The sequence below is a fragment of the Butyrivibrio sp. MC2013 genome (assembly GCF_000424585.1).
GTDB lineage: Bacteria > Bacillota > Clostridia > Lachnospirales > Lachnospiraceae > Butyrivibrio.
This window is the reverse complement of record NZ_KE384211.1, coordinates 249,492-266,631: the sequence shown is the minus strand read 5'-3', so window position 1 is coordinate 266,631 and position 17,140 is coordinate 249,492. Positions and strand designations below refer to the sequence as shown.

The following is a 17,140-nucleotide window of genomic DNA, read 5'->3' as shown; positions in this document are numbered from 1 at the left end:
CATGAATAACAGAACGGAGCAGTTTCATTTCTTTGCAACTCCTGAGGAAGCTAAACTGATTCGTGACAGGGAGAAAGAAATCGGCATCTTAAATGAGAGTGCTTATCTTCGCAAAATGGCGATTGATGGTTATCTCATCCAGATGGATTTAAGTGATGTCAAAGAGGCTGTGAGGCTTCTTGGCATTACATCTTCCAACATGAATCAGTATGCAAAGAAAGCAAATGAAACCGGCAGTATCTACAAAGAAGATATCGATGATATCAGACTTCATCAGGAAGAACTTTGGAAAGTGATGAAGGAAATACTAAAGCACCTGTCTACAATTTAAGGGAGGAGGTGAATGCGCATGGCGGCTACAAGACTTATCACGATGCATCAGAATAAAGGTAAAAGCGTAGCGAAGTCTCTTAGCGACAGAACAGATTATGCCAAGAATGGAGAGAAGACCGAAAATGGTCAATTCATTAGTTCCTACGCCTGCCAGGCTGAGAGTGTTGATGAAGAATTCATGCTATCAAAAAGAGAATATGAGCGTCTGACAGGAAGACATCCCAGGGGCAATATCATCGCTTATCAGATCAGGCAATCCTTTAAGCCGGGAGAAATCACACCGGAGGAAGCTAATCAGGTAGGCTATGAAACCGCCATGCGATTTACCAAAGGCAATCATGCTTTTATCGTAGCGACTCATACAGATAAGGCGCATATTCATAATCATATTATCTTCAATTCCACCAGTCTTGATTGTACGCATAAGTTCAGGGATTTCTTTTTTGTTGGACTGGCTCTGCAGAGATTATCGGATATCATCTGCCTAGAGCATGGTCTGTCTGTCATTGAAAAGAAAAAGCCTAGTGAGCGTGTTAAGCGAACCACTTATCCTGAGAAGAAATCCTTTCGCGATGATATTAGAGATGCGATTGATCAGATTCTTAAGGAAGGTAGCACAAAAGATTTTGATGAGCTGCTTTATAAACTGAAAGATGCCGGATACGAGATTAAGCGTGAAAAGCACATTTCTCTAAAAGGAAAAGATCAGAAGCGTTTCATCCGACTTCGTTCTCTGGGTGATGGTTATTCAGAAGATGATCTTAAGAAGATTCTTGCCGGTGAGATGGAGCATGCTTTCTACGATAATGAAAAAGCTGAAAAGCAGCCAAAGACTTACCAACGAAAAAAGGAAGATCATGAGTTTGATCTTCTTATTGATATTCAAAAGAAGCTGGCTCAGGGCAAGGGAAAATATTATGTCCGCTTTGCCAAGAACTTTAATACAAAGCAGGTGGCCAAGGCAGTTTTATATCTGAAGCAGCATGACATCCGAAGCTACGATGATCTGGAGAAAAATGTGAAAACAGCAACAGAGCGATTTACGAAAATTTCAGCTTCCATTAAAGAAAAGGAGAAGCGGCTTGCTGAGATTCAGGTTTTGAAGAAACATATCTTTGATTACTTCAAGACCAAAGACGTATATGCGGATTATCGTAAATGCGGATACAGCAAGAAGTTCTTAGAAGAGCATAGACAGGAAATCCTGATTCATAAGGCAGCCAAGAGTGCTTTTGATGAGCTTCATTTGAAGAAGCTTCCTAAGGTAAAAGATCTCAATGCAGAGTATGCCGAAATCCTTGCAGAAAAGAAAAAGCTGTACGGTGAATATCGTCAGGTTAAGAAAGATATGCAGGAGATTCAAAGAGCAAAATACGATATCGACCAGTTCCTTAAAAGCGATGAAGAGCAGAAGAAGGAACGTGTCAGAAAACACAATATCACTCGATAATTCTAATAGGGAATCTGTAGGTTTAAGACTTATAGGTTCCCTTCTTTTTTCATTTCTGAAGAAAATTCCAACGGAAGAAAATAGCGATTCGTAAGAATTGCGTAGCCAAGCGATTAGCTTGTTCAAGGGGATTGGGGATGTGCCTCCAACGAGCGAAAAGTAGCTTTTTGTACAAAAAAGCACTGCTCGCCACTTTGCGAAGACGCGCCCTAACACCATCAAAGATGGTGCCGCGCGAAGAGCGGGAATAATGAGAAAAACCGAAAAAATAAGATGAGAGTCCATATAATGGGACAGTAGTTTTGATAAAATTCTAATGGAGGTAACGGAGGTAACAAACACGGCTGAGAAATTTTAATTTGGAAAATTGATTTCAAGAAAACAAAATATCATCTTTTACTTTCTAAAGATTTACCGTGACTTTTGAGGCTCGCTGTGATATACTTTTCACTGGATACGTATTTTTTGTTTTGCGCTATGTGCGCAACTTAGTGAAAGGGAAAAATATGGCTATATCTTATAACGGCTTATGGAAAATGCTAATTGACAAAAACATGTACAAGAAGGATCTTGCTGCAGAGCTTAATATTAGTTCTGCTACTATGGCTAAAATGGGCAAAGGTGAAAATGTCTCTCTTGATGTTCTTCAGAAAATTTGCGAGTACATGGATTGCAACATTGGCGACATCATGAGTTTTGAAAAAGAAGATAAAAACGAAAAGGAAGAATGACATATGGAGTATAGCGCAGGGAATGTAAGCAATTTGCTTTGGTTCGTTGAAACGCGAGAAACAATGCGTCTTCTTAATACTGATTCAGTGGATAATGTAATGAATCGGGTTATAGACGAAAATGTGTATCAACAAAAAGATTTGAAACGTGCGAAGAGACAATTCAATGTGATTAGAAAACGATTAGAAGCTTTACCAGAGTCGTTGGCAAGAATGATAGTGTCATCAGATATTTCAACGGCAAAGTTAATAGTTTTTATTAGTTGTATGGCGACAGACCGTTTACTATTTGAACTTGTTTATGAAGTGTATAGAGAGAAATTGTTTTTAGGAGAAAAGAATTTGTCAGATGCAGATCTTAATATCTTTTTTAAAAACAAGCAGGATCAGAGCGAAAAAGTAGCGAGGATGTCAGAAGCATCTATCAAAAAATTGAAACAGACATATTGCAAGTATATGCTCGAGTGTGGTTTGTTGGCAGGAAAACCTACCGAGAAGATTGTATCTAAACCATACGTTGACCAAGAACTTCGTTATGAGTTGCAAAGAAACGCTATGGAGAATTACTTATTTGCATTAACAGGAGAAAAGTAATGGAGTTTAATGAACGCTTAGACAAAATCTGGGACAGAATTTCAGATCAGGACTTCTTGGCAAACCGAGGAGTTGCTAATGAGGTTCGATACTATGTTTTTGATTATGAGCCATGCGATGAACTTATTATCAGAGACAAAATCAAAGCATTAAAGAAACAGAATAATCCGGATGCTGACGGATTTCAGATTTTAGAGTTTGACCTTTATGAGATGGTAATAAGCATCTTGGAAGAAAAGGGATACATCGATAAATGTGTTAAGTTCGAAGAACAAAAAGGCATGGAGTATCTTTACACAGCAGTAACAAAGATGCTTCGTCTTACAAATGATGACAACTTGATTGTGAATCGAATTTTGGAGAGCACACCTGAAAATGCAGTTGTCTTTTTGACAGGAGTTGGAAAGGTATTTCCTTTTGTAAGGTCTCACAATGTATTAAACAACTTGCATCAGGTTCTTGATAGTGTGCCAGTAATTATGTTTTATCCGGGCACATGGAATGGACAGAGCTTAAGCTTATTTGGAACGATAACTGACGGTAATTACTATAGAGCATTTCCGCTCATTGTATAGGAGGGTGACAAATGAAAATCCAGGATATGTTTGAAAAAAAGATTACCCGTGAGATTAAAGGTGTAATCAAAGTTGGCCAGAAAGATGACGAGAATGTATATCAGGAATTGGATGAGTACGTTGTTACCACTGAGCTTGAAAAATACATGAACCGTTTCTTCGATGCATATAAGAGAAGTGTTACTGGAAGAACGGACAATATGGGTGTATGGATTTCCGGTTTCTTTGGAAGTGGTAAGTCTCACTTCCTTAAAATCTTGTCATACATCTTAAGTAATCGTGTTGTAGAAGATGAAGAGGGAGCAAAGAAGGAAGCAGTTTCTTTCTTCACTCAGGGAGTCAAAGTTGAGGACAGCAAACTGAAAGACAAGATTGCAGAGGTTGCTTCTGAGAGTGGAGACATTGATGTAATTCTCTTTAACGTAGATTCAAAGAGTACGACTGATTCCAAGATCAACAAAGAGGCTATCAAGGATGTATTCATGAAAGTCTTTAATGATCATCTTGGATACTGTGGCTCAATTCCTTTCCTTGCAGATTTTGAGCGTAAGCTGGATGACCAGGGACAGTACGAAGCCTTTAAGCAGAAGTTCGAAGAGATAGAAGGAACTTCGTGGAAAGAAGGTAGAGAAGATTACTATTTTGTTCAGGATTCAATTGTTCAGGCTATCACTGAACTTGGAATTATGAGTGAAGAGTCTGCTCGTAGTTGGGCAGATAATGCAGAAAAGTCTTACAGCTTATCCATAGATAAGTTTGCTGAGTATGTAAAGAAGTATTGCGACAAGAAGGGTAAGAACCATCATATTCTTTTCCTTGTAGATGAAATTGGACAGTACATTGCGGACGACAGCAAGTTAATGTTGAACCTCCAGACTGTAACAGAGGATCTCGGAACAGCCTGCGGAGGTAAAGCATGGATTGTTGTTACATCACAGCAGGATATTGATTCGATTACCCAGACAATGGGCGAAGACTTTTCTAAGATTCAGGGACGTTTCGCAACAAGAATTGCTCTTTCCGGAGCAGATGCAGCAGAGGTTATTAAGAAGCGTATCCTTTACAAAAAGCCTGAGGCAAGACCTATTCTTGAGAGCTTGTATAAGGAATACGAGTCCTCAATTAAAAATATTATCACCTTTAGTGAAGGCACACCGAACATGCCGCTTTATACCGATGCTGAGGAATTTGCAGATGTCTATCCGTTTATTCCTTATCAGTTTAAGTTGGTTGGAGATGTCCTTACAGCAGTTCGTCAGTTCTCTTCCAGCGGTAAACATCTTGCTGATGGTGAGAGATCACAGCTTGCTTTGTTCAAAGAAGCTGCTGTTGCTTATGCCGATGAGAGAGAGGGGTTATTAGTTCCTTTTAACGCTTTCTACAGTGCGTTGGATGACTTTATTGATCACACCCATAGAATCGTTATCACTCAGGCATCAAGAAATACCAGACTCAACAATTTTGATGTTGAACTCCTTAAGGTTCTCTTCATGACAAAGCATCTTAATAACTTTAAGCGTGACGTAGAGAATCTTACTACTCTTATGATCTCAAAAGTAGATCAGGATAGATTGGAATTATCTAAGGCTGTAGAGAAGTCTTTGCGTGCTCTTTGTGATGAAGCACTTGTTCAGAAGAATGGCGATGAGTATACCTTCCTTACAAACGAAGAACAGGAAGCGGAAATTAGAATCCAGCATTACAATATCGACCCTAAAGATGTGGTTGATTATGTAGCACAGGTTGCTTTCGAGGAAGTAATCGTATTCCCGAACAACAAATACAGATATAACTCTCGTTATCAATTCTCCTTTAATCAGTTGATTGATGACAAGGCATATAGAAATAATGTGTCTCATAAAATTGGACTCAAACTTCTTACTGCATATAGTGGAAAAGAAGATGAGGTTGCTCTTGGCTTGCTTTCATACCAGGAAAAGTGTGTAGTTGTGCGTTTGTCAGATGACTATGCGTACCTTTCTGAGATAGATGGAATGAAGAAGATAGAGGCTTTTTTGAACGATCCTACATCTGCAAATCTCACAGACTTTGAGGTGATTAGTGCAAATAAGAGGAAAGAGCGTTCTCAGAAAGCAAAGAGAGTTAGTGATTACATTCGTTTCGCATTAGAGAATGCAGAAATTTATGTGGCTGGTTCTAAGATTTCTACGAAATCTAAGGACGTTACATCTCGCATTTCGGAAGCGTTTGAAAAACTAATTAACAGCGAATATCACAAATTGAAATGTATGGAGTCTCAGCCTTCTCAGTCTGACATCATGGACGTATTAAAGCAGCCTAAGACTCAGATATCCATGAGCGATTTGGGATTTGGAAATGAAAGAAATCATGACGCCCTTGCAGCTGTCATTGATGAAATTAGATATGCTGGTGCTCATGCTGCACAGTATTCTGTAAAGCAGGCATTGGATCAGTTTATGGATCCTCCTTACGGGTATACAGAAGAGGATATTGAGTTCCTTATTGCTACATTGTACCGAAAGGGACAGATTAGCCTTAAGGTTAATAGCGTTATTTACACTCCTGCAAGTACTACACCGGAAGATGCTTATAAGTACATTACTAAGAGAGAGTTCCGTGAGAAGGTGCTCATTGAGATTAAAGAAGTAGCTCCTCAGCAGCATATTAAGGCAGTTAAAGATGTCATCCGTGAGTTCTATGGAAAGACTGTAACCACAGATGATCAGGATTCTTTGATGCGCGATTATCGTAACTACGCAACAACAAAGAAGGGTGCTATCGAGGAAGTACTTCGTGAGGACTATGGGGTTAATTCAAAACTTCCTGGAAAGAAAGTTCTTGAAAAAGCATTAAGACTCATTGATGATACTTTGAAAATCAGTGATCCAATCAGCTTCTACAAACGAGTTGATGAACTGTGTGATGACTTTATTGAAGTAGGTCTTGATATAGGTGACTTGAATAGCTTTCTTGGTGGAGTTCAGAAGGATAAATACCTTCACGCAGTTAAGGTATTAGGAATTTACGAGAACAGTAAGAACTATATCTCTGATCAGGAGATTATAGATTACGCTGCAGAGGTTAAGAAGATTCTTAGTGTCGAAAAGCCTTACTCATTCATACCGAAGTTGGAAGAGTATGACAACAAACTTTGGGATGCAATTATGAAACTTCTTGAAAAGGATACACAGCGTATTCAGCCTGATGTGTATGCTGACTGGAAGACTGTTAAAACAAGCATTCCTTCTGACAGACCTTATGCACAGAGATTGCTGGATAGGATTGATCCTAAATTCCAGGAGCTTATTGATAAGCTTGAAAAGATTACAGATATTGCAACTTTGAATGGTATTCCTGCCGAGAGTAATGCATTGCTTCAGAATTGTTTGCGAATGATTCAGACAGAAGAGGATGCATTCCAGGCCGAAATTGAGCGTAAGAAGAAAGAAGCTGAGAAGCAGGGCGATGGAAGTGATGCTCCAGTAGCACCTCCTGTGGAACCTGTGAAGGTTATCAAGAACAAGCCGGTTTCTTTCAGAACAATTACAGGAAACAAAACATATTCGATTAAGACGGAAGCTGATATAGATCAGATGTTGGATGAACTTAGAACCGCACTGAAGGCTCAGCTGGAAGAGGATACGATTATCAAACTTAGTTAAGAGAGGAAGCTTTTATGGATAAGACTGCGATAAGAAATTTTGCGATTGAAGCAAGAAAAATCTTAATGAAGTCTGCTATTACAGAAGCAGGTTTTTATGGAATAACAAAAGATGGATGCAAAGATCCTGTGCAGAAAGGTAATGATTTTGAGGTATACGAAACTGTTGCCGGTACAGAAAACAGAATCTTTGGAGATGATATTAAGCGCCGTGCAAATCTTGTGCAGGCGATTAAAACCTTGGGCTTTGAGCAGGTAATCGAAGAAACTGCGTACACATGGTTCAACCGAATTATCGCAATCCGTTTCATGGAGGTAAACAACTACCTCCCTACAAGAGTGCGTGTCTTATCCTCTGAAACAGGTAGTGGGACTCCTGACATTATTACACAGGCTGATACTGTGGAATTGAACCTTACTTCAGATGAACTTGAAAAAATTCAGACGGCTAAGAGAGAGAATCGATATGATGATGCATTCAGAATGCTCTTTATAAAGCAGTGTAATGAATTGAATGCTATATTGCCTGGCCTTTTTGAGAAGACTGATGACTATATGGAACTTCTTCTCAAAATTACATACACCGGTGATGGCGTAATTCGTATGCTTGTGGATTCTATTCCAGAAGATAATTTCAATGTTGAGACCGAAGGTCAGGTTGAAATTATTGGTTGGATGTATCAGTACTACAACACTGAGCTTAAGGATGACACATTTGCGAAGCTCAAGAAGAACGTAAAGATTACCAAGGAGAGAATCCCAGCAGCAACTCAGTTGTTTACACCTGACTGGATTGTAAGATATATGGTCGAGAACTCCCTTGGTAGAGTATGGATTGAACATTTACGTGCAGTAAATCCTTCTGTTGATGAGAAAGCAAAAGCAGAGGAATTTGGCTGGAAGTATTACCTCCCTGAGGCAGAACAGGAAGATGATGTACAGGCTCAGCTTGTTGAAATAAGAAAGTCTTATAAGAATTTAACTCCTCAGGATATTACCTGTATCGATCCATGCATGGGCTCCGGTCATATCCTTGTATATATGTTTGATGTCCTTATGGATATCTATCGCAGTGAAGGTTTCTCTGAAAGAGAAGCTGTATTTGATGTACTCGAAAAGAACATTAGAGGTCTTGATATTGACCGTCGTGCATATCAGCTCTCATACTTTGCTCTTATGATGAAGGCAAGAGGATACAACAGAATCTTCTTCCGCGGTCATGAGGACATAGACGGAAATAGAGTGCAGGCAGTGCCAAGAGTGTATGCTATTGAAGAGAGCAATTCTATAGATAGAAGTGTGCTCCAGTTTTATGGGGCAGGCTTGGACGAATTGCAGAAGAATAATGCAGTTAATCAGATGAATGGTCTTCTTGATTCTTTGAAAGATGCGAAAGAGTTTGGCTCAATTTTGAATGTCGAGAATTATGATTGGCAGCTATTACGTTTGTTTATTTCAAGTATAAGTGAAGAAGGACAAGGGTCTTTATTTGGATATGTAGCTTATATGTCAAAAGGGCTGCTTGAAAAAATAGTTGATATCGGAATTATATTGTCAGATAAATATGATGCTGTTGTTACTAACCCTCCTTATATGGGAAGTAAGGGAATGTCTGCAACATTGCAATCATATATACAAGAAAACTATTTGGACGAAAAATATGATCTTTTTGCTGTATTTATTTCCAGATGTTTAAAAATGGCTAATTCTTCGGGATTTAGTTCGCTTGTAACGATGCAATCATGGATGTTTTTAAGTAGTTTTGAGAAAATGCGTGAAAAACTAGAAAGAGATGCCACGTTATCTTCACTATTGCATATGGGAAACATGGTGATGGGAATCGCATTTGGAACGGCTGTTTCTATATATTCAAAGAGGAAAATACCAAGATATAATTCGCGGTTTAGTTACGTGGAATTAAAAGATATTGATAAGGATAAACCATATGCATTTCCGACGGGATGTTGTAGGGATTCTATAGATAAAATAGAATCTTTCGATGTTATTCCAGGAAAGCCAATAGCTTATTGGGCTGGTCCCAAAATGCTTGAGCATTTTGTTAATGCTCCTGCATTGTCCGATAAATTTGATTTAAAGCAAGGACTTATTACTGCTGACAATGATCGATTTTTGAGGTATTGGCAGGAGGTAAATATTGAAAAAATTGGATTAAACACTGCAAGTATAAGTGATTTTGTGTCTCAGGGAAAGAAGTGGCTTCCTTACACGAAAGGTGGAGATTACAGAAAATGGTATGGCAATAATTCGTTAGTTGTAAATTGGGAAAATGATGGATTTGAAATTAAAAACTTTAAAAACGACAAAGGAAAACTTTTATCCCGTCCACAGAATATACAGTATTTTTTCAGAGAAGGTGGTTCATGGTCTATTTTGACAAATGGTTTTTTTAGTATGAGGTATACACCTGTGGGATTTGGATTTGACGCCAGAGGTTCTATGATGTTTTCGAATAGTGGAAATATAAAATATGCCATAGCACTTTTGTGTTCAAACGTCGGCGCAGGATATTTGGAGTTTTTATCGCCAACAGTTAGCTTTGAGGTGGGAAATCTATCAAAAGTTCCTTTTTATTATGATGAAGGAGTGGCTGATAAAATAGAGGCCATGGCGGATAAATGCATTAATCTTTGCAAGGAAGATTGGGATTTGCACGAGACATCATGGGATTTTTCAAGTCATCCATTTCTTAAATATGACGTAAAAAGATTAGAGGATGCATATAATCTTTTTGATGAAGATAACAAAAGCAGAAGAGATGAATTAAGAACTTATGAAGAAAGGATTAATGAAATTCTTATTGATGAATATGGACTTTCTGGAAGGATTTCTAAAAAGGTTGAAGAAAACACACTTAGTATAGAAATCTACGAAAAAAAGAGAGTAATTGAAGAGTTTATTTCTTATGCTGTTGGATGTATGTTTGGCAGATATTCTATAGATGAGCCTTGTGTTGCATATGCAGGAGGAAACTGGAACACAGACAAATATAAATCATATATGCCGGATAAAGATAATATTATTCCGATAACTGATGAAGAATATTTTGATGATGATATTGTGAAAAGATTTATTGATTTTCTTGTTACTGTTTTTGGAAAGGAAAACTTAGAGGATAATTTATCTTTTATTGCAGAAGGACTCTGTGGCGAGAAAAATAGTAATTCCCGTGAAATGATTAGAAAATATTTTCTGAATGATTTTTATAAATTTCACTGTGATATGTATAGCGTTACAGGTTTGGGAAAACGTCCGATTTATTGGCTGTTTGATTCTGGTAAACAGAATGGATTCAAATGCCTGATTTACCTACATAGGTATACTCAAGATACAGTAGGGCTCATTCGCTCAGATTATCTCACAAAAACACAGGGAATGATAGAAAATGCTCTGAGAAATGCTGAATATGCCATTAATTCTTCCACTAGTGCTGTTGATAAAGCTCAAGCGACAAAAAAACGAGACAAATATATTAAGCAGTTAGCGGAGATTAGAGCTTACTATCCTGCACTATCACATATCGCACTTCAGAGAATTGAATTAGATCTCGATGATGGCGTAAAAGCAAATTATGCAAAGTTCCAAGGTATAGAAGTGTCTGTAGAGGGCGAAAAGAAGCAAAAGATAGACCTTTTGGCAAAGATTTAAACAGGAGTTGAACTCATGGATTTACAAGAAATACAGGACAAACTGAATATCCTTTTGGAAGGAACAGAGCGAAAAATTGTATTCTGGTATGACGATGATGCTGCATATGTAGACGAAATCGATCAGCTTGAATTGGCAGGAGATAGCAAGGTTATCAAACTGACCGGCAGCAATAACTTTGCTACTAAGTTGTTGCTGGAACATCAGGATTTGACTACAAATTACCTGGTGTATGCTCCGTTTGCTCGTCCGGAGGATAAAGAGAACTCATTAGTAGATATTTTCTACTATTCAGAGCATTTCTATTCTGACAAGCTGATTCAGCTGATGGGAGAATTAAATATCCCTCCGGAATGTCAGGATGAAGTGAAGCTTTATAAGAAATTCTGGGCAGGTAATAACCTTCAGAAATTTAAGAGCCTTGAGATAGAGACATATACCAATGAGTCTATTGATTTAGGTATTCTTTGCGTGCTTGCAGGAGTTAAAACACTTAGCTTTGAAGAGATGCTTAGAAAGACAATCCTTGCAGGATTTAATGATAACAGCATTATAAAAAAGCTAGAGACTCAGAAAATTGACCGAGTGTTCTGGAGATTCTGCGAGAAACAGTATGGATATAAGGATTCCAATCCAACTATTCAGAAGTTCCTTGTAACAATGCTTGTTACTTATATGGATGCTCAGATGAATGGCAACGAGCCTAAGGCATGGAAAACTTTTGTTTCTAGCAAGAAGAATGACGCTGTTGTATTCATTAAGAACCTTATGAACAATGAGGAATCCAAAGAGTTTTATGATGGATTTGCAAGTAAAGCTGCTGATGAACTTAATGTTACTGGTCTTATTACACAGATTCCGCTTGCTGATGTTGTTTCTTCAGATGCGCTGAAAGAATTTGACGACAATATTATTGACTGGATTGCAGCTAAACTTGAGGATCAGATGCTTGATGAAAAGATTTCTGGCATGACGATACCGGAAATTTGTGAGACCCGTTCAAAGAGCGGATATCATTTCTCAAGCGTTTATAGAGAAAAATATCAGATGCTCATTGCGGCATATCATGTGCTTAAGGAGGTTTCACTACATAGATACCAGTCTACTATCAAAGAGGCTGTGGAAGATTATGTAGGTGGAACATATCTGATTGATACATATTACCGTAAGTTCTATTACTATTTGGATCGTATCGGAATGGATACGAATATTGAGAAAATTAGGGATCTTGTTGAGAACATGTATACCAATAAGTATCTTACAGACTTTGCTAATAAGTGGAATCAGTCGCTTACTGACGAGGAATATGATGCTTATACAGAAATCAGGCAGGAAGAGTTCTTTAGCCACTTTGTAAGACCGTTTATGAGTGAATCCGGCGGCGGAAGAGTAGTTGTCATTATTTCTGATGGCATGAGATATGAGTGCGCCCGTGAACTTCTTGATAACTTAGACCTTGATGAGAAGTGCGATGCAAAGATAGACCATATGCTTAGTGTATTGCCTTCAGAAACGACTCTTGGTATGGCTTCACTTCTTCCGAATAAGGCAATTCAGGTTGATGGAAATCTCGATATTTTTGTTGATGATCTTCATTGCGGCAACAGCACAGCTGAGAGACAGAAGATTCTTCAGACTGTTGTACCAAAGTCGGCTTGTTATGAGTTTGACAGTGTAATGCAGGCAAAACAGGCTGAAATCCGTGAAATGTTCCAGGATAAGGATCTTGTTTATATCTATCAGAACCAGATTGACCAGCGCGGCGAAGGAATGCGCTCTGACAATGAGGTATTTAATGCCTGTCAGGAAGCAATTGAAGAGATTCAGACAATGATTCGCAGGTTGACCGGATATATTTCAAATACAAGATATCTGATTACAGCAGATCATGGTTTTATTTATAAACGAGACAAGCTGCCTGAAAGCGACAAGATTAAGATGGAGAAGATTACAGCAAGCTTCAAGAATAAGAGATATTTGCTGTCAGATGAACCAATCTTAAATGACGCACTTGTAAGTAGATGTATGGCTTACCTCAGTAAGCTGAATACAGTTTTTGTCACGACTCCAATCGGTGCAGATATTATCAAGATGCCGGGCGGCGGACAAAACTATGTACATGGAGGATCATCACTTCAGGAGATGGTTGTTCCGGTAATCAAGGTAAACACATTTAAGGGCAAACAGGACACAGGTCTTGTAAATGTTGAACTTTCAAGTTTCCATCACCGGGTAACTAACATTGAAGTGAAACTTGATTTCATGCAGATGGAAGCTGTTACAGATACTGTTAAACCTCGTAGACTTCAGGCATTCTTTGTAGATGCGGATGGAGCAAAGATAAGCTTCCCTGTACCTATTACGGCAAATATCAAGTCTGCTGATGCAAAGGATCGTTTAATTCAAGAGAAATTTACTTTGAAGAGTGGGCGCTATAGCCGAGATCAGGAATACTTCTTAGTTATTGCAGATCAGGACGACGAAAAGAAAGAGTTGCATAGATATAAGTTTGAGATTGATATCTCAGATATGGCTTACTAAGGCATAGGTTACACAAGAGAAGGAGGAGCTGTCATGGACGATTCCTACATGATTGGGAAAATGAATACATTCATGCATCGCCTGGCGGAGCAAATGAGCGGATGGTTGGGGACACGTCTGCCGAAACTGACTGATGAATGGTGGAGAGATCTGGTATATAACAATCTCTCTCAGCTTCAGAGAGATCAGGTAGATCAGAAGAATATTACAGAGCTGAAAGGGCTTGACCTTGCAGCTTTACTTCGCGTGTTTGATCGCAACTGGTTTGTTATTACAAGCTCTTGGTTTGTGAATAACAAGGAACGTCAGAAGATTAGGGACATGATGGGAGTTCGTAATTCGTGGGCTCATATTTCTTCTGAGGAATTATCCAAGGAAAAGGTTATCAGTGATGTTGAAATCATTATTGAACTGATGCAGACCTTTGATGCCAAGATGAGCGAGACCAGAGATATGGAGCAGTTCATCATGGATGTTGAAGAAGATAAGGATATTCAGGATAAGCCAGCTCTGGCACCGGTACAGCAAGTCGTTGTTCCGCTTGCCAATCCAACCCCTACAGCAGGGGATATAGTAGCCGGTAGCATGGTTACGCTTGTTAGTGATCCGTCTAAAGCAGGAGCTGTTATTGCAGTAGATAACGGTAAATTTACTGTATGGATGGATAACGCACCTCAGACATTCTACCGTGAGCAGATTCAGTTAAAGGCACCGGAAGTAACAAGTGTTCATTTAGCATTATCAAGAGTACGCTCTGCTCTTACTGCATATCAGATTAATAATCCGAGTTCAAGTAACCTTTATTCACTTAATTCTGCGCGTATTGACTTTGTACCGTATCAGTTTAGACCGGCTCTTAAGATGATTAAAGCAGACAGCCCAAGGCTCCTTGTTGCTGATGATGTCGGTGTTGGTAAAACTATTGAGGCGGGGCTTATTCTTAAGGAAATGGAAGCACGTTCCAGCATCAATTCTGTACTTATTATCTGCCCGAGACCACTGGTAGCAGAGCGTAAGTGGGAACTTGAAATGAAGCGCTTTGATGAAAACTTTACGCAGCTTGATGGTAAAGAACTTCTTGAATGTATTTCCGAAACGGATCGTGATGGCGAATGGCCGGAACGACACAAGAAAACGATTATTCCATATTCTCTTTTCGGAGAGGATATGCTTGCAGGAACTGAGTCTACAAGTGATAAGAAGAGAAAACAGAAGGGTTTATTACAGCTTGATCCTGTGCCTCATTTTGACCTTGTTATTGTGGACGAGGCTCATAATATACGTAACTCAAACACCTGGGCTTATCAAGGTGTAGAGCTCTTTACGAGGGCTGCGGATGCAGTTGTATTCTTGACTGCTACACCTCTGCAGAACAGTAATAATGACCTCTATACGTTATTGAATCTTTTAAGACCGGATGTTGTACTCGATAAAGATACTTTCCAGACCATGGCTGAGCCAAATGCTTATATCAATGGTTTGCTTCGTGCTGTCCGTAATCAGGAAGAAGGCTGGCAGGAGACAGCAAAGGAAGAAATATCACATATACTTGAAACAACATGGGGACGTAATGTAATCCAGCATAATCCGAATTTTGCGCAAGTTTTTGAGCTTGTTGACAAGGGTGTAATAACAAGAGAAGAGAAGGTAGAGGCTATTAGCCTTATTGAGAGTTTACATTCTTTCAATAGTTTGATTACACGAACCAGAAGACGTGACATTGAGGATTTCTGTATCCGACACACACAGACGATAAAGGTACCTTTTACAAGCGCACAGCAGGATTTATATGATGCCCTGATGGAATTTGAAACTAATGCTCTTACACAGATGCATGGAAGCAGATCTGTACGTTTTATGATGTGTACCATCATGAGACAGGCTGCCAGCTGCATCTATGGTTTAGCTCCATTTGTAAAAGATATAGTGAATAAGAAACTGTCTCAGATTCAAGAAGACGGTGAATTATATGAGGCAGATATCGATCTGAACTCGGATCTTGAAAACTCTATTTTTGAGTTAGCTGATGAACTGGATAAGCTGACAGAATCACTTCCGGAAGAAGATCCTAAGTTAGAGAAGCTTTATGAAGTAATTGATCAGAAGCAGAGGGAGGAAAACAACAGAGTTATTCTGTTTAGCTCTTTTCGTCATACACTCAGTTATGTAAGAAAGCATCTTCAGGCAAAAGGATATAGAGTTGCCCAGGTGGATGGTTCTGTCCCTGACGAGGAGAGATTTAAGATTCGTGAGAGATTTCTCATGGACAGAGATAACGAGCAGGCAGTGGATGTCCTTCTATTTTCGGAAGTCGGATGCGAAGGTTTGGACTATCAGTTCTGCGATACTATGATCAACTATGATTTGCCTTGGAATCCTATGCGTATCGAGCAAAGAATCGGTCGTATTGATCGTCGTGGACAGAAGAGTGAATCAGTTCGAATTTATAACATGATTACCGACGGCACTATTGATGCGGTTATTCATGATAGATGTCTTTCTAAGATTGGCGTATTTGAAGCTAGCATAGGTGATTGCTCTGAAATCCTTGGCGATATAAGTGAACAAATCTTCAAGATTATGCTTGATCCTGGTCTTACTGACGAAGAGCGTCAAATGAAGATTGAGAAGATGGCTGATAATGAGGTCATGAAGGTTCAGGAGATGAATCGCTTAGAACAGGAGGAGAAATCCTTATATGGCTTTGATTTGTCAAATTATATCCAGAACAAGGATGTACAAGATGCAGAAAGCCAGTGGATAACACCTGATAGCATTAGCAATCTCGTTGATTCATTCTTGATTGATTTCCTTGGTGACGGTGAATATATTCGCTCAAACAAGCAGAATGAACTTAGAACAATGCGTATTGCATCTGACAAGAAGCAGCTGTTGATTGATGATTTCAAAAAGATGGAGTTTGTAAACAACAATAATGCTACAAAGCTCTGGAATGCTTATCTGAAGTCTACGGTGGCGCAGCTTCGTATTACTTATGATGCAACTACAGCAAAGGATAATAGAGATGCAACATTCCTTACACAGATGCATCCGCTTGTTTTACAAGCAGCTAAGCATGAGTGTGAGATGCTACCTTGTGAGATTGGAATCAGCGTATCCGATGATTCAATCCCTGCAGGCGATTACGAGTTCTTAATCTATGCATGGAAATATGTGGGCCTTCGTCCGGATATTAAGTTGATTGCAGTAAGTGATAATGATGCGGTTAGGGATAATGTCCTTAACTTTATGCAATACGCATCTGACTTTACATTTGATGATGCTTCGCATTCTGCAAGATGGGATAGCATGGACAAGATCCATTACGAAAACTGGCAGACTGCTAAGGCAGATTATATAGAGCTGGTTAAGGAAGACTGTGATTTTAGAGTAGAGCAACTTAGGCAGACTACTACTAAGCGTGAAATCATTATTAAGGGACAGATTGCAAATGCTACGGATGAAAGAATCCTTCGCATGAGAAATGCGCAGTTGGAGAACCTTCGTAAGCATTATGAAGAGCAAAAGAAAGTATTGGAAGAAACAATCCAGAAGGCTGATATTCATACTCAGCCACTGGTTAAGGGTGTTTTACATGTTGAGTAAA

At 39.0% G+C, this 17,140-nt stretch carries 9 protein-coding genes; all 9 read left to right on the top strand.

Translation table 11 applies throughout. The annotated features are described in order from the left end of the window. The first annotated feature begins 1 nt into the window (after position 1). The 9 genes from G636_RS0115540 to G636_RS0115500 all read left to right on the top strand — a co-directional run bounded on the left by G636_RS0115540 (position 2) and on the right by G636_RS0115500 (position 17,139). The gene (locus G636_RS0115540; RefSeq protein ID WP_026508812.1) at positions 2 to 331 is read left to right on the top strand and encodes a plasmid mobilization protein; all 330 of its coding nucleotides are present in this window, start codon (positions 2 to 4) and stop codon (positions 329 to 331) included. A gap of 18 nt (positions 332 to 349) precedes the next feature. Next, positions 350 to 1,783, top strand: a complete 1,434-nt coding sequence (locus G636_RS0115535; protein WP_026508811.1) for a relaxase/mobilization nuclease domain-containing protein — start codon at positions 350 to 352, stop codon at positions 1,781 to 1,783. A 506-nt stretch (positions 1,784 to 2,289) separates the two neighbouring features. Continuing rightward, complete coding sequence (locus G636_RS0115530; RefSeq protein WP_026508810.1) at positions 2,290 to 2,514, top strand: helix-turn-helix domain-containing protein; 225 nt, start codon at positions 2,290 to 2,292, stop codon at positions 2,512 to 2,514. Positions 2,515 to 2,517: 3 nt separating this feature from the next. Further along, entirely contained in the window at positions 2,518 to 3,108 is a 591-nt protein-coding gene (locus G636_RS0115525; RefSeq protein WP_026508809.1) for a DUF1819 family protein, read from the top strand. Next, complete coding sequence (locus G636_RS0115520) at positions 3,108 to 3,683, top strand: DUF1788 domain-containing protein (protein WP_026508808.1); 576 nt, start codon at positions 3,108 to 3,110, stop codon at positions 3,681 to 3,683. The genes G636_RS0115525 and G636_RS0115520 overlap by 1 nt, the downstream gene beginning before the upstream one ends. Before the next feature lie 11 nt (positions 3,684 to 3,694). Continuing rightward, complete coding sequence (brxC, locus tag G636_RS0115515) at positions 3,695 to 7,327, top strand: BREX system P-loop protein BrxC (protein WP_026508807.1); 3,633 nt, start codon at positions 3,695 to 3,697, stop codon at positions 7,325 to 7,327. A gap of 14 nt (positions 7,328 to 7,341) precedes the next feature. Continuing rightward, positions 7,342 to 10,992: a BREX-1 system adenine-specific DNA-methyltransferase PglX gene (gene pglX, locus G636_RS0115510; protein ID WP_026508806.1), complete on the top strand. Its 3,651-nt coding sequence runs from the start codon at positions 7,342 to 7,344 to the stop codon at positions 10,990 to 10,992. 15 nt (positions 10,993 to 11,007) lie between these two features. Beyond that, complete coding sequence (gene pglZ / locus G636_RS0115505) at positions 11,008 to 13,533, top strand: BREX-1 system phosphatase PglZ type A (protein ID WP_026508805.1); 2,526 nt, start codon at positions 11,008 to 11,010, stop codon at positions 13,531 to 13,533. 33 nt (positions 13,534 to 13,566) lie between these two features. Continuing rightward, entirely contained in the window at positions 13,567 to 17,139 is a 3,573-nt protein-coding gene (locus G636_RS0115500; protein ID WP_026508804.1) for an SNF2-related protein, read from the top strand. The last annotated feature ends 1 nt before the right edge of the window (position 17,140 follow it).